This window comes from Kordiimonas aestuarii (assembly GCF_025574465.1).
GTDB lineage: Bacteria > Pseudomonadota > Alphaproteobacteria > Sphingomonadales > Kordiimonadaceae > Kordiimonas > Kordiimonas aestuarii.
Window position 1 is genome coordinate 46,780 of record NZ_JAOBPP010000010.1, and the last position, 24,713, is coordinate 71,492.

Here is a 24,713-nt window from a genome sequence, read left to right on the forward strand (position 1 = left end):
TCTTCCCCCGGCCCAAGGCCCCTAACTCACTATCAGTATAAAAAAATGGGCGGTGCAGTGTCCTACACCGCCCAGTTCCCCAATAATCAGCCGAAATTCGACTGATTGGCTGGAAACAGGCTCCCGTGGGAGGTCATGCCCGGAGCCTGCAACCATCCTGGTGCACCGCGCGGGTGCTAAACTCGCAGTTTCTGCAAATAGGCGTCGTGGGGCATTGTCGCCGCCAGCGCCTGTTTGCTCATATTCCTGACCCCCGCAAACAACCCTTCTACCGCCACGTCACTCATGCAGAAATTCAGCTTCGGATAATGCTGCATGCCGTAAAGGATGTAGCGGTAGTTCTCGTCTGAAAACGTGGTCGAAAAGCTGCCCGCAAGGTCATGAAACTCACAAACCTTGTGCCGCCAGACCTCAAGCTGGGCTTCAAGCCACGGCACCTCTTTCACCGTTGCTGGCGCGGCACGCCAGAAGTCACTATCGTCCCGGTCTGTCAGGCAATAGTGCAATACGATGAACTGCTTGAGATCCTGATAAAAGCCACGCATCAGGCGGTTGAAGCTGTCGCGACTGGCCCGTGTGGGACTATCCGCCAGCAAGTGTGTGCCCATCAACCCTGCCGCCAGATTAATAAGGTGTAGACCGGTGGATTCAAGCGGTTCGATGAAGCCACCCGCAAGGCCAGTGGCAATGCAGTTACCAACCCAGAATTCTTCCCGGCACCCCACCTTCATATTCAGGTGTGTACATTTCAGCACTTGTGACTGCGGGCCCAGGAAATCTCGCAACTCGGCCTCCGCCGCATCGCTTGACAACCTGTTGCCATCATAGACGTAACCTGAGCCCTGCCTGCCGGTGAGGTCAATCTGCCACGCCCAGCCATTCGACAGCGCGGTTGCCGTGGTATAGGGTTTTGGTGTCTCCCCCGCCGCCAACTCGCGCTGGATTGCGACGGCTTTGTTGCATGGCAATGCGTCGGTGAACGAGTTCCAGTTGTCCGCCTTCAGCTTGTCGATCAACAGCCCGCGGAAGCCGGTGCAATCAAGGAAAAAAGCCCCCTCGAAACGCTGTTTCCCCGCGATGACCGCTGCGATATTGTCGCCCTTAACCTGGACATCGGTGATCGTTGCCTCGACATGCTTCACACCCGCCTCAACCGCCTTGCGCCGCAGGAACCGCGCCAGCATGGTGGCGTCGATATGATAGCCGTAGGGCACCACCCCCTGATAGGCAGGGGAATTGGGGCCCTTTGGCCCATGCCCCGCGCGGATGAGGGTGGCGCTCAAGCTCACGCCTTCATCGTAACGCTCCACCGCGTCACGACCCGCGACCATCCAGGCGCTTGAAATGTCAATGCCCCGGCCAAGCCTCTGCTGTTCAAACGGGTGGAAATACTCGTGGGTTTTGCCGCCGCGCGGTTTCATCCAGTTCCGGAAGAATATCCCGGTCTTGAGTGTACCGTTAGTTTCCCGCAGCAGTTCTTCTTCATCCAGCCCCATGGCAGCGAGAAAGAAGCGCACACTGTGCACTGTAGCTTCCCCCACGCCAATGATGCCGATATCCGGGCTTTCAATGACCGTGATGTCAAAGTTCTGCCGCTCGCGGTTGAACAGGCGGTTAAGATAGGCCGCCGTCATCCAGCCTGCCGAGCCCCCACCCACGATCACCAGTGATTTAGGTTTCTGCGTGTCCATAAAGCCCCCTAAACTCGCTGCAACCCATAGTGTTTGATACGTGCGATAAGCTCGCGGTGCGGTAACAGGCCTGATGCCAAATGCTCGGCATAGGACCGCATGCGGCTGAAGTATTCCTGCGACGCCGCGCCCTCCTGATAACGTGATTTGAGCGGCGCCATGTTGGTCTCAAACCCCATGCCGTATAGTACATAGAGATAATTATCGAAGTTGAAGACATCGAGTTTGGACGCAAAGTCATAGCTGCTGGGTGGCTGGTCACGCCAGACGGCGAGGTTTTCAAGCAAGCTGTCCGGAATACTGGCCTTGTCGCGGTTATCCCGCCAGAACTGGCTGTCATCCCGCTTTGACAGGCAATAGTGCAGCTTGATAAAATCGATCACCCGGTCCCACGCATTGCGGACCCGGGTATTAAAACGGGTGGCGAGTGTATCCATCGCCCCCCGGTGCGCCGGGAACTGCTCCGCCAGCATACGCGCAGTTGCGTCATAAATCAGGATGCCCGTGGCTTCCAGCGGTTCCACAAAACCCTGCGAAAGCCCGATTGCCACACAATTTTTGACCCAGTATTTTTCACGGTAGCCAATCCGCATGGGGATGCGACGGCAATCAAGCTTGTCTGCCATGTCACCCACGCTCGTGCGCAGGTAGTTTCGCAAAATCTCTTCCGCTCGGTCATGCTCCGTGTGCCGGGCGCTGTAGACATAGCCCGTACCGCGCCGGGCCGACAGCCCGATATCCCAAATCCATCCGGCTTCCTTGGCCGTTGCAAGGGTATGGCACGGTATTGGCTCATTTTCGCTCAAGTACGGCACCTGCGCGGCCAACGCATGGTCCACAAAAAGCACATCGTCCTTGGGGATGAAACCGACCCCCATGGCCTTTTCAATCAGGAGCGAGGCAAACCCGGTGCAGTCGACAAAGAGATCGGCTTCCAGCGCGCCTTCGCTGTCTGTCATCACTGCGGATATATCGCCATCCCTTGATAGTTTCACATCCGTAACGTTAGTGATCTTGTGGGCGACCCCCAGCCTTTCCGTGGCATGTTTGGTCAGGAAGGCAGCGAACTTGGCGGCATCCAGATGATAAGCGTAATTGACCGCCCCGTCATATTCGGTGTGCGTCATCACCTTCGGGCCAAAGTTACCTTCACACAGATACTCCTGCACCGACACGGCATCCGCAAAGGACGTGTTGCTCGCCTCCCCCATCAGCCAATAGGGTGTGGGGTCCAGTGTGCGGCGGTCAGGATAGTCAAACACATGGTGGTAGGCATGACTTTCGCCCGCTCGCGGCGCGTGAAGCCAATCTACAAATTTGATGCTTTGTTTGAACGTCACATCACAGTCGCGCACAAAGTCTGTCTCGCGAATACCAAGATGCTCGAGCGAGGCACGGATCGCAGGAACCGTGCCTTCACCCACACCAATGGTAGGAATATTGGCACTTTCAATAAGGGTGACCTTCACCCCGTCCGGCGTATCTGCCTTCAGGGAACGGGCAAGGTGGCAAGCGGTCAACCAGCCGGCGGTGCCACCACCAACGACAAGCACATGCTTGATGTTTTTTTGCCCGCTGCCCTCATGTGCCATATCAGCCCAAAACCCCCATCAATCTCGCGCGCGGTCCGCCTTGAGTTGTCCCAAGCGGCGAATCTGGTTCAAAGAGATAAGGTGCGCATAAATCACAGGCAGGAAGCCACGCTTCTTGATATCCATAAACTTTTCGTCGGACAGGCTACCCAGTTTTTCCTCGTCAACGAAGTAAACGCCGGAAAGATTAATCTTCTCGCCATCCACATCGATGTTCAGCGTACGCTCGACGAGCAGCTCCATCTCTGCCAGCAACGCGACAAAGCCCTGCGTGACCTGATTGTGTTCGAAGAATGTCTCCACACCCTTCTGACGCTTTTTGAGATACTCGGTCGGCTCACCATCATCGCCGAACAAAAGCTCCCCCTCGCCGGAAGAAGCGAGCTCGCTTTCCTCGTTGATGGCCAGCATCAACTGATCCTGGTTATGGCTGTTGGGCATCAGGCGGAAAGGTGCCTGGCTCAGGATCGCTGGCACATACATGCCCAGCCACTTGCCGTCATTCACATAAACATTTTCACCCGGTTTCACGCCCAGCATGGCAACGGCCTGAAACTGGCCGGTATCGGAATTTTTGACAAAAACAATCGGCATGTCCGTGGCGGCCGCCACAAATTCATGCACTACGAGCGGGATAATATGCTCGGCTTCGACAAGGTTGAATTCAGCCCCGTCCTTAACTTTCAGTTTGCTGTGCTGATCAGGATGCAAAGGTACAATGCGCGCCACTAGTCGCTCCCATATTAGAATTAAAATTGATCAGCCAACTTATACTGCTTGGGAGAAAAAGGGGAGCATATCTCCCCTTTTTCTTTGGTTTACGCCTAGAGCTTGAAGCTGACGCCCAGTGTCACCCGCCGTGCCATCTCAAACTCATAAAGCGGGAAACCGCCTGTGAAGCCACTGTTCGGTGTCGGCGTCACATTGTTACCGAACTGCTTCGAGCGGTCTTCAAGAAGATTCACAACATCAAGGTTCAGAGAGATCTGGTCCGTGATGAAATAGGACGCGCTCATATCAAGGCTGCCATATGGTTTGTGCAGACGGTTACCGTAAGAGCCGGATTCCCGGAGCATATAGCTGGAACGCCAGTTGTAGGACGTACGCACCTGGAAGTTCTCGCCCTCATAATACCCCGTGACGTTGTAGGAGTGCTTCGAGCTATCGCTAAGATACGGGTTGCCATCAACAAAGGTGTCCGCATCGGTCGAGGTATCCGTGAACGTATAGTTCAGGATCGCACCAAAGCCGTTCTGGAAATCCTGCTGGAACTGGGCTTCAAAGCCTTTGATCGTCGCAGCCTTGCCGTTGATCTTTTCCTGCACGGTCCAGCCGTTAGCGGCCTCTTCCGCTGGCAGGTCAAACGGTATTTGGCCTGCATTTGCATGATATTCCGTGAAGTTCACGAAGTTCTTCACATCTTTCATGAACACACCCACGGAGAAGAGCGAGCCTTCAGCGAAGTACCATTCGACACCCAGATCAAACTGGTTGGCGACAAACGGCTTCAGACCCACGTTGCCAACAATCCAGAACTGGTTGTTCGGCAGGTCATCGTTGGAACCTGTCACGTTCGGGTTCACATACATATCCACATACTGTGGCCGTGCCATCGTGCGCGCCGCCGAACCACGGAGGATCACATCATCAGCCAGGTCAATCGCAATGTTGAAGCTTGGCAGGATTTCCGAATAGCTGGCTTCAGCCTCGGTCTGTACACCATCCAGATAGTATGTAGAGGTCGCATCGGTGTGCGCGTAACGAACACCAAAGTTACCGCGGAAGCCATCACCTTCAAACGCAGCCATGGCATATGCCGAGATGTTGATCTCGTCGATCTCGCTATAGGCACCGAGGTCTTCGTTTTCACCGGTGATGCTCGCCTTTGCCCAATCCTTCAGTGCATCGGCGTCAATCTGCAGCATCTGATAATCACCCGCGCCAATATCCATGGTGCCAAGGATCAATCCATCTGTAGAAATAGTTGGGTTGAAGCCTGCGGCCTGAATATACTCAAAGCGGCGGCTCGTGGAATTATGATCCGCGTATTTCAGGCCGGTCTTGATTGACTTCACCAGTCCAAAGTCCACATCAAACTCAAGGTCTGCCTGCGCGTATGTCTCCTGATCGGTTTTTGGCGTGCGGTTGAAGTTTGGCCCAATGCCCATGGTCAGGCTGCCGGGATCATAGCTTGAAATATCGAAGCCGTTTGTGTCCCACGTCTGTTCACCATTCGTGAAATCATAGGTGCCGCCCGGTACCGGCGCGCCGCCAGAACCGTCATCAACCACCATCTCAAAGTCTGTACCGCCAGTCGATGTCGTGTGACCGCCCTGCAGTTCAAGCTGATAGCCATCACCAGCATAGGTCGCCGTCACGTCATAAACGCTAGAATTCATTGTCGCTTCACGCGGACGCGCTTGATAATACGCAAGTCCGATCGGGCCGCAAACCGGTGTGCCGTTCTGCAGGCAGTTATCAGGCACATCGACACCCGACCAGGACGTATTTCCTTGCGTCAGCCACAGCGCATAGTTGGTGTTATCGGCGCGCATCTTCATGTCCATGTAGTTGGCGACGATATCGAGATTCTCTGTCGGGCGGAATTGAGCTGTCGCTGTAATGGCAGAACGACGGCGATCCTGCTCAAATGCCACAGGGCCTGCGCCCCATTCCCAGAACGCTTCGTTGCCCTGACGCTGCAAGTGACGGCGCTGATATACACCGGAGACCATCAGGCCAAAGTTTTCTTTTTCGTTCTTCCAGCTTACAAGGCCCGAGAACTGCGGATCAATCTTGTCAGAGTCTGTCTGGTGCTGGCCTTCAACGGAACCATAGACGCTGAGCGAATCCATATCGAGCGGCTTGCGGGTGTTGATCACAACCGTACCGCCGACACCGCCTTCAGCGAGATCAGCCTGTGAGCTTTTATAAACTTCGATGTTGCCAACGAGTTCAGATGGCAGCAGTTCATAGTTGAAGCTGCGCTTCGCTGGCTCAAGCACGAACCAGCCCGTTGAGGCCACATTCTGCCCGTTCAGGGTGGTGAGCGTCAGCTCGTTACCCGCACCACGGATCGACACCGCCGCGCCCTCGCCAAATTGTCGCTGGATGGTAACCCCCGGCACGCGCTGAAGCGATTCAGCCACGTTTTTGTCGGGAAATTTACCGATGTCCTCAGACGAGATCGCATCAACGATTGCATTGTTGTTGCGCTTCATAGCCAGGCTCTGCTGGAGCGAGCCCCGAATGCCGGTAACGACAATCTCTTCAAACTCATCCATTGAGCCACTGGAAGCCTGATCCTGAGCAAACGCTGTGGTGGCGCTGCCCAACACGGCCAATGCACTGACCGAGCGGTAGAATATTTTTTTACCTGTTCGCATGTTTTCCTCCTGGTTCCCACTTTATCGGGCAAGCCCGCTCCCATTACCGGTGCCTGCCACAATCGCTTTACTTGTTACCCACTCATCCAAGAGCCCTGAGCACCCCCGTGCATCAGTTGCTACTTAGTGAATCCATGTACCAGCCAGCTGCGCCAATGACGCCCAGCTGGCCGTGCTCAATGAGGTTGACGGGGATCGCCTCAAGAAAGGGACGCATGTCTCCTTTCGCGGTGAAGCGATCCATAAATCGGCTCTCAATGAGGAAATCTCTGATTTTTGGCAGTATACCTCCGGCGAGATACATGCCGCCGCGTGCGCCATATGAAAGCGCAAAGTTGCCTGCCGCACTGCCAAGCATTTCGCAAAAGAGTGAAAGCGCCTCCGCGGCTGCCGCATCACTTTTATCCAACGCTGCTTCCGATATGGCTTCCGGCGATGACAGGGTTGTCGCGCGGTCATTAATCGTTGCCAGTGCGTTATAGATATTCAACAACCCTGGGCCCGACAGCACTTTCTCAACCGGCACAAAGCCATGCTGCGCACGAAGCAGTTTGAAGATTTCGAGTTCAAGGTCTGTCTCGGGGCTCAGGCCCGACTGTCCAGCCTCGGTGTTAAGCGCGACCGGCCCCGATGCGCCTTGCAGCAACACCGATGCACCCAGCCCCGTCCCTGGTCCCAGGACAGCGACAGCGCCCTGCTCAGGCCGGACCGCGCGGCGGTTCAAGACCACAACGTCCGCCGGGTTGAGGTAAAGCGTGCCATACGCCACCGCCACAAAATCATTGATGCCGCAAATGGCATTCAGGCCAAGGCGGGCGCGGATGTCTGCAAGCGATACACGCCATGGCAGGTTCGCAGCGACCAGATCGTCACCAATAAAATACCCGGCGCTCGCAATTGCAGCCGCCCGGATATTTTTACAATCAACACCGGTCAGGAATTCATCAAGAATCTCGATAAGCCCACCATAGTCGGCATTTTTAAACTTGTGATATTTGCGCACATTTAGCGGCTGCGCTGTACGGTCAGCGCGCGAGATAAGGCTAAGCCTGGAGTGGGTTCCTCCAATATCAGCCGCGATGACAGGAGCTGTTTCAGCCATGCCCCACCTCCATGCATCCGCGTCGGATATATTTAAACAGATACTCAAACACATACCCTCCCCAGGCTTTTTTCCGAGTAAAGAAACGCTGCTCTCATGTTTTGTCCCCCTGTCTTGTGTGCCGGATCAAACTTCCACCCCCGGAAGGGCAGGGCGGAAGTTTGGCATCCGGCCCATAGGAAACGCCACAAAGAGCTAGCTTGAGTAAGAGACAAAATGACAACGTTGTCCAACAAAAATTTAAAAAAATGTTCACGTTGTCATTTTTAATGACATCGTTATCATCTTAAGTGCTTGAAAATTAGCTGTTTCCAGAAATCCTGACTTCGGCGTCAACATGACAACGTTGACTAGTTCACCCCCAGGAGCCATAAAGGTTTCACATTATTTTCAAGGGAGAATCGGGCTCCGCCTGCCCGGTGCAAGTTTATCTCAGCGGCCGCTACATTCGGCCCCAGCCATCAGGGGTGCTTCTTGAGCAAAGCCACCATCAAAGACGTTGCACGGGTTGCGGAAGTCTCGCTTAAGACTGTCTCCCGCGTTATCAACAACGAGCCCACCGTCAAGGAAGCAACACGCAAGAAAGTGCTCGAGGCAATTGAGGAGCTTCGCTACCAGCCGGACATGTCCGCCCGCAACCTGCGTGGCAACAAGTCGTATGCGGTTGGTCTCGTCTACGACAACCCTAACCCATATTATGTTGTCGACGTGCAAGAAGGTGTCCTGCAGGCTTGCCGTGAGTTGGGCTACAGCCTGCAAATCCATCCCTGTGACGCGGAAACCGGCGATATTGTTGAAGAACTGTCTGATCTTGTCCGCAATTCTCGTTTGGCCGGGCTTGTCATCGCCCCGCCTATCTCGGAAGATGACCGGGTAACAGACGCCCTTTATGAGCGTGGTATCCATTTTGTCCGTATCGTGTCGGCTTCAAGTGCCCCGGCAGGCGCCTCACCTTGCGTGTACGTCAATGACCGCGCAGCGGCCTTTGCCGTGGCCGACCACCTGATCAACAAGGGCCATAGCAATATTGCGTTCTTGCTGGGGGAAGAAGAACACCACTCAAGCGGCGAACGCTTTAAAGGCTACCGCAAGGCCCTCGAGGAACATGGCGTTCCCGTGCGAGATGATATGGTGCTTGAAGGGTCTTACAGTTTTGATAGCGGCTTCCAACGCGCAACGGCGCTTTTGAGCGGTGATACACGCCCCACCGCAATTTTTGGCTGTAATGATGAGATCGCAGCCGGCGCCCTGGCCGCCGCAAAGTCGTTAGGGCTCAATGTGCCGGGTGATGTCGCCATAGCAGGCTTCGAGAACAGCCCCTTTTCAAAGCAGGCTCAGCCGCCGCTCACCACAGCGGCGCAATCCATTGGCGATATCGCCAAACAGGCGATGATGTTGCTGGTATCTGAATTGCGACCGCAGGCAATGACGGATGGGAACAACGACCGCAAAAGCGAATTTATCCCGGAGCTGATCGCGCGCGCCTCCACCGATGCGGAAGCGCGCTGAGCTTATTTAGCCAAAAGCACCGGCTTTAAGTGCAATCAGGCCACTGATCTCCAGCACCAGCGTATAGGCAAGCTCAAGCTTGTCGAATATCTCCCGGTGTGCGGCCGCGTAGCCCGACGATACCCCGCCTTCGTAGGTCGTCTCCTCACCATAAACTTCGTCATGGCTTTCGAACGGAGCTTCGGGGAAAATCTTGCGCAGTTGTGCCACCGTGTCCGGCACTTCAAGGTGCAGCAGCTCAACAAGCAACTCCTCAAGGGAGAAGTCAAACCGTGTACTGAACCGCGGAATTTCCATCGCCTTGAGATAGATATACTGAATCAGGCCAATCCGTATCTGGTGCAGTTCAAACAGTTCCGCGTCCGGTGCACCTGCATCAAAGGCTGCTGTCATCGCATCGTCCGATATACAGTCCGTCAAGGTACCCGCATCGCGCCGCAGCTTACGAATACAGGCATCCACCTCGTCAGCTTCAAACAGATCTTCCAGAAGTTTCGACAAACGGCGCAACTGTTCGCGGCGCGCGGGTGCAGGCGTCTCGTCGGACCGGTCCAGCCAATAGCCGGGGCTCAAAAGCTTGGCATATGCCTCAATCACACCAACATCGGAACGCGCAAGCGCATTCACGGCAAGGTTCGTGACCATCTGCAAACGATCAGACTTGGCATGCAGCGCCTCAAACATGTCTGGTGAGCGGGCAATTGCAGTGCCAAGGCCGGCACAGCTGTTGGCAAGATACCCAAGTTGTTGAAGCACAGCATTGTGCGGAATGGCTCGGATTTGTGAAATACGCTCCAGCCGCTGATGCACCGCCCCCCCTGCCTGACGGCGCAGCGAACGGGACCCCGTGGGATACAGCAGGCTTCGGCCTATGCCATCAATCAGCCGCACATAACCTTTGTGGTCTGTCAGGTGTTTCTGGTACTCCACAAGGGTCAGGAAAAAGTCCAGCGACCAGCCCTTCTGCTCATAAAATGGATCATCGTCCGCACTATATTTCCCAAAGCGAACCTCCAGAAAATCGGTGAGGGTCGCAAGTGCGGTGTCTTCCGCCAGAAACCATAGGAAGCCCTCTCCGCCCTGGAAGCTGACCTCATGCTTCTCCGGTTGCTCCAGTTCCGCCAGCCACTGGCGCACGCGCGGTGGCTGGGTATAGAGGAAACGCTTCTTCAGGCTTTCCGGGTACGCGCCCCGGCCCATGCTCTCGCCATGCGTGTCAAAGAACAGCAGCTGCACGTCACCAAGGCCGCGCGCCTTCCAAAGCCGGATCACACGTAGCTTGAAGCGCTCAATCGCAAGTGTTGCCGCAGGCTGCCCGATATAACGGCCACTGTCGGAGAAACCGAGCTGCAGGCAGAAACGCCCCTGCTTCTTGATGTATTCAAGGAAATGCGGGTTATCCACCAGTTCGGCAATAACACGGTCACCCCGTTCGAGCCCGATGGCGGTCTCAAAAAGCGGCGAAATTTCCACATGGTCTTCCACGCCAAACAGCTTGGCGTAATATAACGCCGTCAGCAGAGTGAAAGGTGTATCCGATTCCGCCACCAGCATGCGGATGCGCGTCGCGGCATCAAAATGCTTCATGAACTGCGCTGCGGTCATGAACACACGCTTGGCGGTCGTCTGTTCACGTGACAGCGTACCGTAATGGACTGTCTTTGCTTTAACCTTGTCCAGTTTCTCGGAAATCGCCGCGAGGAAATGGCGACGGGTCGCGGACTGGTCCGGCGATTTTGTCATCTGGATTTCGGGGCCAATGGCATTGTGCAATTGGGCTGCATTAAGCCGGAAATGAATGTGCGATAAACCAAGCCCGATGGACCGCCATTCGGTATAGAGCGTCGCCGCCGCACACCAGCTGTCATGTGGAACATCAAGCGCCAGCAATTTCTCAAACGCTTCACCAATACGACCGGCAGCCGCTTCCTTGCGGGAGCGGTTCTCCACCGCCAACTGGTTTAGCTTGCCGAGGCTGGAGCCGGACGCCTGATGTTCCTCGAGCGTGCGTGCACCCATCTCAAAACAAGACCGCAGGTCTTCAAAACCGGAGCGAATGGTCGCCCAACAGTTACCCGCTTCGCCAGTGAATTCCGTGCTGTTGGCAAGAGCAAGACATTCGCCAAGGCCATGCAGTGCAGACCGGTAACGAAACAACAGGCCGAGCGACCAATCAATATCGGTACGGCCATCAAGATCAAAGCCAACCCAACTGGCCACCGTCGCGAGGCGCGGGCGGAGAGATTTATAGTCCTCTGGATAAAGTTTCGCCGCTTCCTTGAACACGATGGTATAAAACCGGCGGATCGCGCGGCGGATGTTGCCGACTGCGATGCGGGCATATTCCAGCTCCTCATGGAGCGTGGGGGACCGGGTTGGATGCACGGTGTCGACATCAAGGTTTTCTGTTGCTGCGGCAACAGCATCCGCGCCGCCAGCGACCGCACCGAGGTATGATCGCGCATAGGTCCAGGCACTGTCCGACAAGGAAAAGGTCGGGTGCGCGGTGATGACCAGGCCCGCCAGCTCATCTTCAAGCAGCGCGCTGAAGTCTTCAAACGGGATCGTGCCGCCGTCACCATCGTCAGCAAACCCTTGCACAAGCGCGGCAAGTCGGCCCTCGTTTTCGCTGCGCGAGATGGTGGTCCACTGGTTTGAAAGAGCACCAAGCCTGCCGTCAAGGCAGCGCTTTCCCCTGGCTGCGAGGTCTTTCGCCAACGTATCCAGGTCGTGTTTTCCATCCATAAGTCCCGCAGCAATATCAAATGCGGCAGCCAGGTGCTGTCGCCGCGCTTCGCTTTTTCCTTGGCCAGGATGGTCAAACATAAGCAGTCCCTCTTTTTGTATTTTAAGCGATGAACTCGTGACATCGCTGTCAATTTGGCGCTGTTTTACCAGAACCAGCAGCATTGTCACCTAATAAAATGTCTCTATACGCCCCAGTTTGGCATATTTTATTACAAACATTGGAATAAATTGCTGTCTGCACAGCTATATTCTACGATTCGTCAATTCTGTGCCCGGAAGAATAACATATAAGTCGCCGGCACAAAAAACAGTGTGAGCACAGAAGCCACTGCAAGCCCGGACATCATGACAACTGCTAGCGGCTCCCAAAGCGGGCCTCCAAAAAGATAAAGCGGCAACAAACCCACCACCGTGGTGATGGAGGTTAACAAAATAGGCCTCATGCGTTGTCCACTCGCGCGTATGATTGCATCCATCAAGCGGCACTCCTGCCGTTCAATGTCAATCTGGTCCACAAGCACGATCGCATTATTGATGATAATACCCGCCAGACTGATGAGCCCAAGCATCGCGAAGAATGACATAGGCTGCCCCGTGATCATAAGCCCAGCCGGGACCCCGACAAGCACCAGCGGGACACTCATGAAAATGATGGCGATGCGGCGGTAGCTGTTGAACTGGTACATTACCACAAGGATCATCAGAAGCAGAGCAAACGGCAGCCCGGCGCCAAGCTTGCCATATATCTCTGCAGAATCTTTCAATTCACCCGCGACAACAATGTCGTAGCCTTCACCGAGCTGCAGCGCGTTGACTTGCGCTTTTACCTGATCATAAAGCTCCGAAGCAGTGAAATCGGTACTTTTGGCAGTGACCGTAATTGTTGGTCGCTGGTTTTTTCGCCATGTTTGCGAATACTCGAGTGACGGTCTTAGCACCGCAGTTTGCTCAAGAGCCACCACATCGTTGTCCCCCGGCAGGATAATATTGAGCAAATCTTCAAGGCTGTCCCGGTCCCGCTCCAGCGCCCGCAACACAATCGGGATAGTGCTGTCTTCATCACGGAAGTTCGATACTTCGAAGCCGTCAAAATAGGCGTTCAGGTTCTGTGCCAGCGTTTGCGACGACATATTGAGACGGCGGGCTTTGTCCTGGTCGACCTCGATCACCATTTTAACGAGTTTCTCACCCCAATCGCTTTCGTTTTGTACGACACTAGGTACATCCGCAAAGATGCGTACAACTTCGCGCCCAGCGAGCAGAAGGGGCTCATGTTCGGGGCCTGAAATTTCGATCTTCACCTGACCAGATTCACTGGCTCCCATCGCAAGGCGCTTGATGGTAAATCGCGCGTCCGGCACCTGTTCATAAAAGTATTTTTTCGCCCGCGACCCAAATGCTTGGGCTTCTTCCGGTGATTTGGCATTGACCAGAATAAACGCCTTTGACGGTGAAGGGTCCACCGGATTGAGGCTGAGGTAAAACCTGGGACCGCCCTCCCCAATATAGATGATGTGGTCTTTGACCTCAGGATTGACCTGCGCATCTGATATCCAGTTGGACACGTCAAGCGCCACCCGCTCGGTTGCTTCAAAATGCGCGCTTTTGGGCATATCCAGATAAATCAGCACTTCATTACGGTCACTGACCGGGAACATCTCTTTGGGCAGGGTCGCAAAAAGCTGGCCGGTAACAATCACAAGCCCATAGGCTCCAATCACAACCAGAGCGGCCGCGCGCAGGCATGGCGCCAGAAGTTCCTGATAACGCCTTACATATCGGGGTGTATGATCCTCGCCGGTTATTTCTTCGCCTTCTTTACCTTCCGTGCGTTTGCGCAACACGCGCGCACAAATGAGCGGCAGGAAAAACATGGCTGTGACCCATGAACCGATAAGAGTCAGCGCAAGTACCGCCCCCAGCGAGAAGGCATATTCCCCCTCGGAACCATCAATCAAAAAGAAGGGAGTGAACGCGAAGATGGTTGTCAGCGACGAAACGAGAAGCGGTACCGCATACTGGCCTCCCGCCGCCAGCGCGGCTGTTCGGCGCTTACTGCCTCGGTCCACGCGGCTCAGGATATCCTCAACAATCACAACGCCATTATCTACCAGCAAGCCAAGCGATATAATCACAGCGGCAATCGACACCTGCTCAAGTGCAATATTGAGCGCTTTCATTCCGATAAGCGCGAACATCACCGCAAAAGGCACAATAGATGCGATTACCATGCCCGACCGCAGACCGAGGAATATCAGCACGACCACCAGAACGACAACAAACGTCTGCCCGACATTTGAGAGCGCGCCCGCAACCGTTTTGGAAACCTCCTCCGGCTGATAGGTCGCATACTCAAGTTCATAACCGATCGGCAAAGTCATCTCAAAGCCCCGCATGGCCTCGGTCATCCGGTCGCCTACATTTTCAATATCATACCCTGGCTGCATCTGTACACCGAGCACCAGTGCAGGCCGGCCATTATAATAGACCCGGCTTTCCGGGGGCGAGACGTAACCTCGTCTGACCTTCAACAGGTCTTTCAGCCGAATAAAATTATCGCTGCCGACCGACCGTGTAAGCATATTTTCAATGTCAGCCACGCTTTTGAAATCGCCCGTCGCTTCCAACAGGATCGACGCCCCCTCCGCATTAATCTCACCTGCCGGCAGCACAATATTCTGGTTCTGCAGGTCGCTGATCAACGTATTGAGCTGGCCGCCGATGGCCTTGAACCGCCGCGCGTCCAGCTCTAGCCAGATACGCTCCTCCTGCACACCAAAGAGTTCAACCTTGGAGATGCCGTCCACAGTATATAGCGAGCGCTGCATATCCTTGGCGCTCTCTTCCATCTCCCGATATGAAAAGCCTTCTGCCGTCATCGCAATACTGGCGATAGTGACCTCGCCAAAATCGGTATTCACAAATGGCCCCATGGCACCGTCAGGCAAATCACGGCTGATCTCCGACATCTTGTCCCTCAAAGACTGCCAGACCGGTTCAAGATCGTTGACGCCGTCCTTGAGTTCGACATAACTCCGCATCCGCCCGGTGGTCAGGATCGTACGGATCTCCTTCACTTCGGCTATCTCGCGTATCTTGCGCTCCACCCTTTCAGTAACAAGGTTTTCAATCCGCTTCGGCGGCATACCTGGATACAGCGCAGAGACGATCGCGGTGCGAATTGTGATTTCAGGGGCTTCCCGTTTTGCGAAGTCCTTGTAGAGAAGCAGCCCGCTCAACACGAGGGCCGCCATCAGAAGAAGGGTAAAGCGGCTACGACCAAGCCCCAGTTTGGTGAGGAAATTCATGGCCTGCCCTTATTTGTTGGATGCTTTCAAACGCCGTACCTTCTGCCCGTCATGAAGGTACGACACACCCGCCGCTGCAATCACATCGCCTGCCTTCAGCCCTTCGGTGACGATAATCATATTATCCCGCACACCCGCTGTGCGCACTGTGCGGGCCTGCACGGTCGAGGACGCTTCGTCAAAGACATAAACCTGTGCATTACCGCCATTTGTATGGCGCACACTCTCTCCGCGCTGCAAGGCTTCGGATTGCTCCAGCGCGAAACAGCGTACCGGTACGAGAAACCCCTCGTCTCCGGTAAGCAAACCCACATCAAGCGCAATTTCGGCGGCCATGCCAGCTTTCACGCCGGGATGCTCCTCTTCAAGAATGACCACCGCAGGGAAGGCCGACACCTGCCCTGCGCGTGACCCCAGTTCCTTGATGCGCCCCTTGAGGCTGACGTCCTCGAGGTCTGTCACTACAACCCGTGCAGAATCGCCCGTCGAAAGTGCGTTGATGACCGTTGCCGGTACGCTGAATTCCACCTCGAAAGCATTCTGGCTATAAAGCATCAACACAGATTGCCCTGGTGACACGTTGGCAAAGGACTTCACGTCCACGCTTGATATAACGCCATCAAAGGGCGCCTTGAGCGTGGATTTCTGCAGTCTTTCATGAGCGATGGCTAACTGCTGACGGGCTTGCTCCACCTGCGCCTTTGCACTTTTCAGATTGCTTTCAGCGGCGTCAAATGCCGCGCGCGTTACGTTGCCAGACTGCATCAACTGCGCTTTGCGCTCATAGTCCTGGCGAGCGCTTGACAGGCTTGCATTGGCCTGTTCGAGCGCGGCTTGCGCCTGCTGCGCCTCAAAGGTCAAGGTCGTTGGGTCAAGCGTCAGCAACACCTGCCCAGCTTGAACCTTCCGCCCCACTTCAAGGGTGACTTCTGTTAGTTGCCCCCCGATCTCAAACGACAACCGACTTTCATCTGCGGGCACAATCACACTGGGATACCGACGCACCATATTGTCGGCAGTTTCGCGCACCTCAAAAACCTTCAGGCCCCGAATGGGCTCTTCTTTATCCGCCTGTTTGCTGTCGCCACACGCCACAAGAAACAGCATGGGAAAGAGTATCGCCGCGAGGCGACCAGGACGGCGGACGGACAGGAAAGTCATGTGGGAAGCCCCTACCTTGGCAGAAAGGAATCGCCAGAATAGCGTATCCTTTCTTTGCCATCAAATATATTTACCATACTAATTAGTCCAGTATTTAGACTGAACCATGGCATCTATTTCCCAACCTCGGTAGGAATAGGCGGCGCTTCATGTCGCTTGATAGGCCGGTATTCATCAAGATCCTTGAGTATCTGGGCAATCGCGCGCTCAAGCTGCGGATCACGGCCCTCATTGATTGCACCTGGCTCCTGCACCACATTGATGTCTGGTGAAACCCCTTCGTTTTCCACACGCCATTCTCCATCCGGCGTATAAAAACGGAAGAACGGCACCACCAGTTGTCCACCATCAATAAAGTCTGGGTTGGCCGAGATACCGATCAAGCCACCCCATGTGCGGGCGCCGATCAGTGTGCCAAGCTTCATGCGCTTGAAGGCGTAGGGCAGAAAGTCGCCGCCTGAGCCCGCGTCCTGGTCGATCAGCATCACTTTTGGACCATAAATTGCCCCCCCGGGCGTGTCAAAGGTCATGCCGTCACGGTCTTTCCAACTGGCAAGATAGGTGCGGCTCAAGACATCGGTAATGTAATTTGCGGCCTGCCCACCGCCATTTGACCGTTCATCAATAACGATGGCTTTCTTGTCTACTTGAGCAAAAAACATGCGGTTGAAATAGGTAAAACCTGCGCCCGCCGTGTTAGGCAGGTAAACATAGGCCACCCGGCCATCCGTTGCTTCCGCCACTTTCTTGCGGTTGCTTTCAACCCAATGCCAGTGCCGCAGGTCATCTTCCCGCCCGATGGGTTCGACGACCACATCGCGGACATCTTTGCCTTTTGCGTCACCTGCAACCCTCAGGGTGACCTGCTTGCCAACCGTGTCCTCGAAATAGGCGAAGATATTACTGTCCGCAGTTACCTCCTGCCCATTCACGGCAAGGATGAAATCCCCTTCCTCAACGCCAATACCAGGGATGGCGAGAGGTGCCTTGAGAAATGGGTTCCAGCGCTCACCGGTATATATTTTCTCAACGCGGTAGCGGCTGTCTTCCACACGCAGGTCCGCGCCCAACAGACCAACGCTAACACCTGTCTCGCGGTGAACATCCCCTCCCCGGACACGGTTATGGCCAACCTGCAGTTCGCCAATCATCTCTACCATCAGCGTGTTCAGGTCCTCCCGGCGTCCGACATGATCAACAAGTGTACGGTAGCGCTTGTATACCGCGTCCCAGTCGAGGCCATGCATATTGGGCGCGTAGAAATAGTCGCGCTCCATGCGCCAGGCTTCATCAAATATCTGTCCCCACTCATGCCGCGGATCGACAAAAGTTTTTACGTCACCAAGGCTAACGCCCTTGCCATGTGGGTTAGCCGATGCGTCCGCCACCATCAGGTGGCTACCTGCCCCCATCACAATCAGCTTTTTACCATCAGCCGAAAGGTCAAAACCGCTCACCCGCTCAAACGCGCTGTTTGCGGTTTTTTCTTCGAAATCAAATCGCATGAGGGTGTCAACCGCACTCCTATCGCTGTCTGGCAGTTCATGGCTGACACCCGGTTGCTGACGCTCCATGAAAAAGAGGCCACCATCCGACGCGACCTTCAGTGTGTCATACGCCCGTTCCGGCACTGGCAGGGCGATGATCCGTGACGGAAGGCCATCGGTATCGATCCGTACCGGTTCCGGCTTGCCAGACGGTTCCTCTTCTTCTTTCTTTTCCGTGTCGTCTCTTTTCTCGTCTGATTTGGCGTCGCCCTTTTTCACTTCTTCATCGCCTGCCTTCGGCAGCAGCGGCGACTTACCATCAGCCTGCAGGATCGCGGCGTACAAACCAAACCGCAGCGGACGTTCCTGTGTGGACATATCAAGCCCAACCTGGCTGGGCCCCGAATTGGTGGAGGCCACGAAATAGAGGTATTTACCGTCGGGGCTGAACGCCGGATAGCTTGCATGGCTCAAGCCGTCTGTCACGGCGAAGGTTTTTCCGTTGTCAAAACCATAGAGCATGACCCGGTCAAAATAGTTTGCGCCCGCGATAGTAAAGGCAAGCCAGCGGCCATCAGACGACTGCGCAACGGCAAAGCTTCCGCGACGGTTGTTTGTCGCAACCTTGAGGCTTTTGCCTGACCGGATGTCAAGCGCATAGAGATTCAAGTGATTGTCCTGATAGATGAGTTGACTACCATCCCCTCCCCAGAACAGCAGGCTATAGTAGGCCGCGTCCTCCAGTTCGAAGCTGTTGGCCGCGCTCATGCCTGTCTGGTCTTCAACCATGATACGGTGAGTGCCACCCTCATCAGATATATAGGCAATGCTGGCACCATTTGGAGACCAGATTGCCGTTCGCTCTCGCACACCGTCAGTCGCGGTGATGTTGCGGGTTGACCCCTCGTCGGTCGGCACTGTGAACACATCACCCCGCGCAGTTACGAGCGCCCGTTTTCCTGTTGGTGAAAGCGAGGCTTCCTCCAGCATGGAAGCCGCATTTTTCCATTGAGGGCGCAACTGCGGCAAGTCCGGGGCGATCGATATTTTGATCTCTCGGGCCTTGCCTGTTTTCACCTTCAGTTCATAAAGGTGGCCACCAGCCTCATAGACGATTGTATCGCCAAAGCCGTTCGCGGACCGAATATCCCAAACGTCATTTTTGGTAAACTGGGTCAGCTTCCGGGATTTGGTCTCATAGCCGAAGAGATTAACCGCACCGTCGGCGCGGTCCGACAGAAAATAGACATTGTCACCAAGCCAGATGGGGTTGGTGTCGCTGGCGTTTACATGTGGAATTTCGACGTGCGACTTTGCATCAAAATCATAAATCCAGACTGGTGGAGTGCTACCTCCCCGGTGTTGGCGCCAACCACTTGAGCCGCGGTAAGCCTGACTGTACGGGCGGTAGGCGAGGCGTTTGCCGTCAGGAGAATAATCCGCCTCCATAACCGGGGCTTCCATCACCTTGCTCGGATAGCCACCAGCTACAGAGATATGATAAAGTTGGTTTGAGCGCCCGCTGGCGACTTCCCTGTCAGATGAAAAAGTGACCCTGTCACCCTTCGAGGTCCAGCCGGTGACATGGTCGTCGCTGGGGTGATATGTCAGCCGAGTTGGCTGGCCACCCGAGGATGAAATTACATAGACATCGGTGTTATTATTATAGTTGGCAGTAAAAGCTATCCAGCGGCCATCTGGGGAAAATCGTGGCAAACTCTCATCGGCGGGGTGAGACGTCAAACGTCGCGGATCACTACCATCTCTCGCGGAAACCCAGATGTCACCCGCGTATACAAACGCCAGATGATCCTTTGAGATATCCGGCGTACGTAGGAGCAGGGTTTGATCGGCAGCAGCGTGCATGGGCGCCGCAAGAGCCAGAGAAAAAGCAAGCGCTGCCAGCGCACCAAGCTGTCGTTTCATGTAGTTAATCCCCTTCATATCTGAACGGGAGCGTACCGGAATAACCCGGGAGCGTCTATGCCCTCGCTGTTGACCCGCGTAACTTCAGCTCAAAGTCAAACTGCGTAAGATCTCTGCGTTCCTTACCTGCATCCTTACCCGCGCTCAGCGTATCAATAAGAACGTCCGCCGCCTGATGGCCCATGGAACGAATAGGCTGACGCACCGTTGTGAGCCCCGGCCATATCTGGCGTGACAGTGGCGTATCATCGAAACCGGCCACAGCGAGGTCCCTGGGAACTTCTATTTTACGGCTGTGTGCCTCAAAAATTACCGCGGCGGCCATATCGTCGTTCGAGGCAAAGATCGCCGTCGGGCGGTCCCTTAGATCAAACAGTTTCGAGGCGGCTTTCTGCCCGGATGCAAAATCGAAAAAACCCTGCTGAACATAGTCCGGCACAACCGCGAGATTTTCTTCCCTCAAGGCCCGGTAGTACCCCTTTTCCCGCAAACCACTGGCGTAGTGGTCAGGGTGCCCTTTGATAAAGGCGATCCTGCTGTGCCCTTCACCAATAAGATGCCGAGTCATCTCATAGGCGGCAGCTTCTTCGTCTATAAGCGCGGCCGGGGCGTCCCCGGTGCCACGGGATGAAATCACCACTGCCGGGATATTCTCCGCATGAAGCGCATTGAGAAGTGGCACGCTGTCAGTCAGGGGCGGCGTGACAACCACACCGTCGATGAAAGACTGCCGCACCCAATGCACGACCGTGTCGATCAAGTCCGGATCATGAAAGGACACCGGGTTAAGGGCAAGACCATAGTCCTTTTCGTGGCAGGCTTCGAGCACGCCGGATTGCAGGTTCGCGAGATAATTTGGACTCGGGTTATCGTAAAGAAGCCCGATCATATAGGAACGGCGTGCAGCAAGTCCGCGCGCCGACTGGTTTGGCCGGTAATTCAATTCCTTGATTGCGAGTTCGACCTTTTCTTTGGTTGCGGCACGTACATTCGGCTCCCGGTTTACGACCCGGGAAACCGTCTTGATTGAAACGCCAGCCTTTTTGGCCACATCGTCGATGGTTACTGAGCGCATGTGGTTCCCTTTACCCATGTTTGTTCCCATCTGGTGATAACCGGGTCATCAGGAAAAATAAATCCACATTACGCCAATAAATACCAGAACACCGATACTGGCCCATTTCGCTTGCGGTGTTGCGCCCACGACTGCGGCGCCACGTGCGGACATTGTAAGGCCAGCGACTTTCTCTTCGTCTGGCTCCTCCGTCAGAAGGCTGACAATAACAAGCACCGCAACACAGATAAGAAACAGGAAAATCGCTACATGCAGGAAGTTGATGGACGCCAGCATAAGCCACACACCGTCAAGACTGCCTTTATTCGCCTCAAGAACCAGCCGCGTGACACCAAGGACCAGCCCCGTCATCAGTGACGCCAAAGCTCCTGTCGCATTGGCTCGTTTCCACAAGATACCGATAAGAAAGACAGCCGCAATTGGCGGAGAAATATAGGCCTGCACACTTTGGATATACGTGTAGAGCTTGTCTGAGATCAGTTCCATCAGCGGAATCCATGCCATGCCAAGGATAACCATGATGATGGTCGCAACCTGCCCAACACGCTTAAGTTCATGGTCTGTTGTCGCAGGTTTGAGTCGCTGATAGATATCCATCGTAAACACAGTCGAACAGCTGTTGAACACGCTTGATAACGAACTCATCAGCGCCGCCAGAAGGCCCGCGACCACCAGCCCTTTTATGCCAACAGGCAGCAAGGCACCCATCAGGGCAGGAAGCGCCTGATCAGGCTCGTCCAATGTGATGATGCCCTTATTGGCCAGCGCCATCGCGATAATGCCCGGCACAACAAAGATAAAGATTGGCAACTGCTTCAGGTAGGCGGCAAAGATGGTACCCTTGCGGGCGTCGTCCTGGCTTTTGGCCGACAATACGCGTTGGACGATATACTGGTCGGTACACCAGTACCAGACACCAAGAATGGGGGCGCCAAAGAGGATGCCTGTCCACGGGAACTCAGGGTCCGTCATCGGGCGCCATAGGCTGAAGGCTTCCTCGCCCACACTCGCTTGCAGTTCACCCCAGCCGCCCACGGCTTCAAGACCAAACCACGTCACCGCGACAGCCCCGCCCAGCAACACAAACATCTGCACCATGTCCGTATACAGGACAGCTCGCAAACCACCCCAAACCGTGTAAATTGCAGTGGCAACCACAACAATGGTTGCCCCGGTCCAGAAGTCGATCCCCATGAGGGTTTCAAATACCAGACCACCCGCCATGACGGTCACCGATATTTTTGTCAGGATGTAGCCAGCGACGGAGATGATGGCAAGATAGGTGCGCGAGCCCTGCGAATAACGCCGCTCAAGAAACTCTGGCATCGTAAATACGCCGGACGCAACGTAAAAGGGTACAAACAGCCAGCCAAGCAACAGCAGCACAAGGCCTGCAATAATTTCAAACTGCGCCACCGGCACACCGGAAGCAGCCCCGGTCCCCGCGAGGCCAATGAGGTGCTCGGAACCGATATTGGAGGCAAAAAGCGAAGCACCGATGACAAACCAGCCGACGTTGCGACCTGCGAGGAAGAAGTCTTCCGACTCACCGCCTTTGCGCTCCTGACGACCCGCCCAAATGGCGACACCAAAAATAATCACGAAATAGACGGCAAGAACGCCCCAGTCGATGGATCCCATCACCAGCTCCCCTAAACTTTTATCGTTTTCAGCGTCCTGCCCTGTTCAACCTGAGCAGGTCTTCCGCACTGAAACTTCCCAACATGACCATATCTTCATGGTGACAGCGCTGTCAATAACCGTGATAGTCGAATGCTGAACATGTCAGACATCAGGCCGACGCGCGCTTACCTGGAACACTCAGTGTTTATTTGAGGAAACGCATACCGATAGCGCCCGATTGCTGTCAGGGTGCTTCGGTAACCGTTGTTTTCTGCTGTTCGGGGGAGGGATCATGAGCCCAAAAGCCTGCTACCGCGCGGCGGCCTACCGACTGCTCTATCTCAAGAACATAACGCACAACCGCCTTATATGGCTCTTCGAGGCCGATAACCTCATTCGGCTCCACGGTCATGCGGACACCTTTACCATGCAGCCGCCAGGCATTGGGCGTGCAGAAAACATAAATCGGCTGTTCGGGTGTGGTGATCACATAATAGGGCGTGTTGGAGACGATCGGAATATGCCGCGAATACCGCACCCCATAAAAACTACAGCTCTGGAAGTCCTGTGGCCCCGCCATGCCCCCGATAATACAATCGGTGAAACTGGTATCGGTCACGCTTGACCCGTCAAAAAGAGTGCAGGTAAGGTTCGACGTGATAAACTCGCAGCCATCAACATCACACGCAGTGAAACGAGCACCCGAGAAATCACACTTGAAGAAGATCGCACCCGAAAGAATGAGCAGATGAAACTGCGCTTCCGAAAAATCGCAGTTAACAAAAATCGTATCGGACCACCGCAGCACACTTTTGACCTTCAGTGCACTAATGTTTTCCTGCGCAAACTGTTCCCCCATAACCAGCTTATGGGAAGGAAACATATTCGTCAGTGTTTTCAGGTCCATACTCACGGTCGCTCCGGCACCACAGATTGTTCTCAATTTTCAACCTTCGAGACCATAATGAAACTTGATGATGAAACCGTAAAGAATTGATTCAACTTTTATCGGACTTTCGAATTTTTTATAGTTTGCCACCGACCAAGCGACCGCCTCACTCCGCCAGCGGATCAATATAATCCCCTTCACCAAGCCCCTCCAGCGAGGCGTGAAAACGCTCTACTGTTTTACCGGCCTTTTCAGTATTGTCGAATTCGGCCACGTGAAAAAGGGCATCCCCCTCATTGACGATTGGCAAATTTGTACGACCGATCACAACACCTTCTTGTGTCGCCCGGATTTCGGATTGTTCATCCCCCAGCAAATCCGAGAGGTAGGCCAGGCGGTCACCGGCCTTGACGCGACTGCCGAGCTTGATTGCCTCACGAATCAAACCTGAGCGTGCGCCCCTGACCCAATGCGAACTTTCGGCTTCAAGGGAAACATGAGGGCGACGCTTTATCTCCCGCTTGATCATACCGACAGCCCCGAGCACGTTTAAAACACCACGCACACCTGCTCGAACGGCCAGCTTGTCAAACCGGAGCGCCTCTCCCGCTTCATAAAGAAGTACCGGGATATTCTTCTCCACCGCATAGCCCCGCAGCGACCCGTCGCGCAAGCTGGCATTCACCGTGACGGCCGTATTAAAAGCGCGCGCCAACCGGGCCGTCTCAGGGTCTGCCATATTGGCTCGTATATGGGGGAAGTTGGTCCGATGGTTTGAGCCTGTATGCAGGTCAATGCCATAATCGGAACGATCAATAATCTGTTTCCTGAACACATAGGCAACCCGGGAAGTGAGTGACCCGTGCTCCGAGCCTGGGAAGCCCCGATTCAGGTCACGCCTGTCAGGCATATAGCGGGTGTGATGCAGAAAACCATACACGTTAACCACCGGCACACACAAAAGCGTGCCCCTCAGCCTGTTCAGGGACTTCTGCTTCAGAAGCTGGCGGATTATCTCAATCCCGTTGATCTCATCTCCGTGAATGGCCGCGCTGACAAACAGCGTTGGTCCCTCCTTGCGACCATGGATCACATGGAGCGGCATGGACAGCGGCGTGTAACGCGACTGGCCAGGCAATGTGAGGGAAATAGAAGCACGGCCACCCGCCGCAATTTTTTGCCCTGCGATCTCAAAACTGGCCCGGCCTGCCATACG

The 24,713-nt window shown here is 54.9% G+C and carries 14 protein-coding genes; 1 reads left to right on the forward strand and 13 read right to left on the reverse strand.

Annotated features, from left to right (window positions below; translation table 11 throughout):
• Positions 1 to 176: 176 nt before the first annotated feature.
• The 5 genes from OEU85_RS01745 to glk all read right to left on the reverse strand — a co-directional run bounded on the left by OEU85_RS01745 (position 177) and on the right by glk (position 7,771).
• Positions 177 to 1,691 (reverse strand): tryptophan halogenase family protein, encoded by a 1,515-nt coding sequence (locus OEU85_RS01745; protein ID WP_262689714.1) that lies wholly within the window; start codon positions 1,689 to 1,691, stop codon positions 177 to 179.
• A gap of 8 nt (positions 1,692 to 1,699) precedes the next feature.
• Entirely contained in the window at positions 1,700 to 3,283 is a 1,584-nt protein-coding gene (locus OEU85_RS01750; protein ID WP_262689715.1) for a tryptophan halogenase family protein, read from the reverse strand.
• A gap of 18 nt (positions 3,284 to 3,301) precedes the next feature.
• The gene (locus tag OEU85_RS01755) at positions 3,302 to 4,012 is read right to left on the reverse strand and encodes a SapC family protein (protein ID WP_262689716.1); all 711 of its coding nucleotides are present in this window, start codon (positions 4,010 to 4,012) and stop codon (positions 3,302 to 3,304) included.
• Between the two features lie 95 nt (positions 4,013 to 4,107).
• A complete protein-coding gene (locus OEU85_RS01760; RefSeq protein WP_262689717.1) occupies positions 4,108 to 6,669 on the reverse strand; it encodes a TonB-dependent receptor in 2,562 nt (853 codons plus the stop codon).
• A 112-nt stretch (positions 6,670 to 6,781) separates the two neighbouring features.
• The gene (glk, locus tag OEU85_RS01765; protein WP_262689718.1) at positions 6,782 to 7,771 is read right to left on the reverse strand and encodes a glucokinase; all 990 of its coding nucleotides are present in this window, start codon (positions 7,769 to 7,771) and stop codon (positions 6,782 to 6,784) included.
• A 474-nt stretch (positions 7,772 to 8,245) separates the two neighbouring features.
• Here glk and OEU85_RS01770 point away from each other — a divergent pair, with 474 nt between their 5' ends.
• Positions 8,246 to 9,280, forward strand: a complete 1,035-nt coding sequence (locus OEU85_RS01770) for a LacI family DNA-binding transcriptional regulator (protein WP_262689719.1) — start codon at positions 8,246 to 8,248, stop codon at positions 9,278 to 9,280.
• 6 nt (positions 9,281 to 9,286) lie between these two features.
• Here OEU85_RS01770 and OEU85_RS01775 read toward each other — a convergent pair whose 3' ends face one another.
• From OEU85_RS01775 to OEU85_RS01810, 8 genes are all read right to left on the reverse strand, one after another.
• Positions 9,287 to 12,106, reverse strand: coding sequence for a phosphoenolpyruvate carboxylase (locus OEU85_RS01775; protein WP_262689720.1), 2,820 nt, complete (start codon positions 12,104 to 12,106; stop codon positions 9,287 to 9,289).
• Between the two features lie 182 nt (positions 12,107 to 12,288).
• Positions 12,289 to 15,336, reverse strand: a complete 3,048-nt coding sequence (locus tag OEU85_RS01780; protein WP_262689721.1) for an efflux RND transporter permease subunit — start codon at positions 15,334 to 15,336, stop codon at positions 12,289 to 12,291.
• Positions 15,337 to 15,345: 9 nt separating this feature from the next.
• Positions 15,346 to 16,497: an efflux RND transporter periplasmic adaptor subunit gene (locus OEU85_RS01785; protein WP_262689722.1), complete on the reverse strand. Its 1,152-nt coding sequence runs from the start codon at positions 16,495 to 16,497 to the stop codon at positions 15,346 to 15,348.
• 113 nt (positions 16,498 to 16,610) lie between these two features.
• Positions 16,611 to 19,910 (reverse strand): S41 family peptidase, encoded by a 3,300-nt coding sequence (locus OEU85_RS01790; RefSeq protein WP_262689723.1) that lies wholly within the window; start codon positions 19,908 to 19,910, stop codon positions 16,611 to 16,613.
• Between the two features lie 55 nt (positions 19,911 to 19,965).
• On the reverse strand, positions 19,966 to 20,985 hold the full coding sequence (locus OEU85_RS01795; RefSeq protein ID WP_262689724.1) for a LacI family DNA-binding transcriptional regulator: 1,020 nt from the start codon (positions 20,983 to 20,985) through the stop codon (positions 19,966 to 19,968).
• A gap of 48 nt (positions 20,986 to 21,033) precedes the next feature.
• A complete protein-coding gene (locus tag OEU85_RS01800) occupies positions 21,034 to 22,626 on the reverse strand; it encodes a sodium:solute symporter (protein WP_262689725.1) in 1,593 nt (530 codons plus the stop codon).
• Positions 22,627 to 22,852: 226 nt separating this feature from the next.
• Complete coding sequence (locus OEU85_RS01805) at positions 22,853 to 23,515, reverse strand: pentapeptide repeat-containing protein (protein WP_262689726.1); 663 nt, start codon at positions 23,513 to 23,515, stop codon at positions 22,853 to 22,855.
• 148 nt (positions 23,516 to 23,663) lie between these two features.
• Positions 23,664 to 24,710, reverse strand: coding sequence for a succinylglutamate desuccinylase/aspartoacylase family protein (locus OEU85_RS01810; protein WP_262689727.1), 1,047 nt, complete (start codon positions 24,708 to 24,710; stop codon positions 23,664 to 23,666).
• Between the last annotated feature and the right edge of the window lie 3 nt (positions 24,711 to 24,713).

Excerpts from the sequence above, each read along its gene's own strand:
- OEU85_RS01760 (WP_262689717.1), bottom strand. The coding sequence starts at position 6,669 with ATGCGAACAGGTAAAAAAATATTCTACCGCTCGGTCAGTGCATTGGCC.
- OEU85_RS01810 (WP_262689727.1), bottom strand. The coding sequence starts at position 24,710 with ATGGCAGGCCGGGCCAGTTTTGAGATCGCAGGGCAAAAAATTGCGGCG.
- OEU85_RS01795 (WP_262689724.1), bottom strand. The coding sequence starts at position 20,985 with ATGCGCTCAGTAACCATCGACGATGTGGCCAAAAAGGCTGGCGTTTCA.
- OEU85_RS01775 (WP_262689720.1), bottom strand. The coding sequence starts at position 12,106 with ATGTTTGACCATCCTGGCCAAGGAAAAAGCGAAGCGCGGCGACAGCAC.
- OEU85_RS01780 (WP_262689721.1), bottom strand. The coding sequence starts at position 15,336 with ATGAATTTCCTCACCAAACTGGGGCTTGGTCGTAGCCGCTTTACCCTT.
- OEU85_RS01805 (WP_262689726.1), bottom strand. The coding sequence starts at position 23,515 with ATGGACCTGAAAACACTGACGAATATGTTTCCTTCCCATAAGCTGGTT.
- OEU85_RS01750 (WP_262689715.1), bottom strand. The coding sequence starts at position 3,283 with ATGGCACATGAGGGCAGCGGGCAAAAAAACATCAAGCATGTGCTTGTC.
- OEU85_RS01790 (WP_262689723.1), bottom strand. The coding sequence starts at position 19,910 with ATGAAACGACAGCTTGGTGCGCTGGCAGCGCTTGCTTTTTCTCTGGCT.
- glk (WP_262689718.1), bottom strand. The coding sequence starts at position 7,771 with ATGGCTGAAACAGCTCCTGTCATCGCGGCTGATATTGGAGGAACCCAC.
- OEU85_RS01745 (WP_262689714.1), bottom strand. The coding sequence starts at position 1,691 with ATGGACACGCAGAAACCTAAATCACTGGTGATCGTGGGTGGGGGCTCG.
- OEU85_RS01785 (WP_262689722.1), bottom strand. The coding sequence starts at position 16,497 with ATGACTTTCCTGTCCGTCCGCCGTCCTGGTCGCCTCGCGGCGATACTC.
- OEU85_RS01800 (WP_262689725.1), bottom strand. The coding sequence starts at position 22,626 with ATGGGATCCATCGACTGGGGCGTTCTTGCCGTCTATTTCGTGATTATT.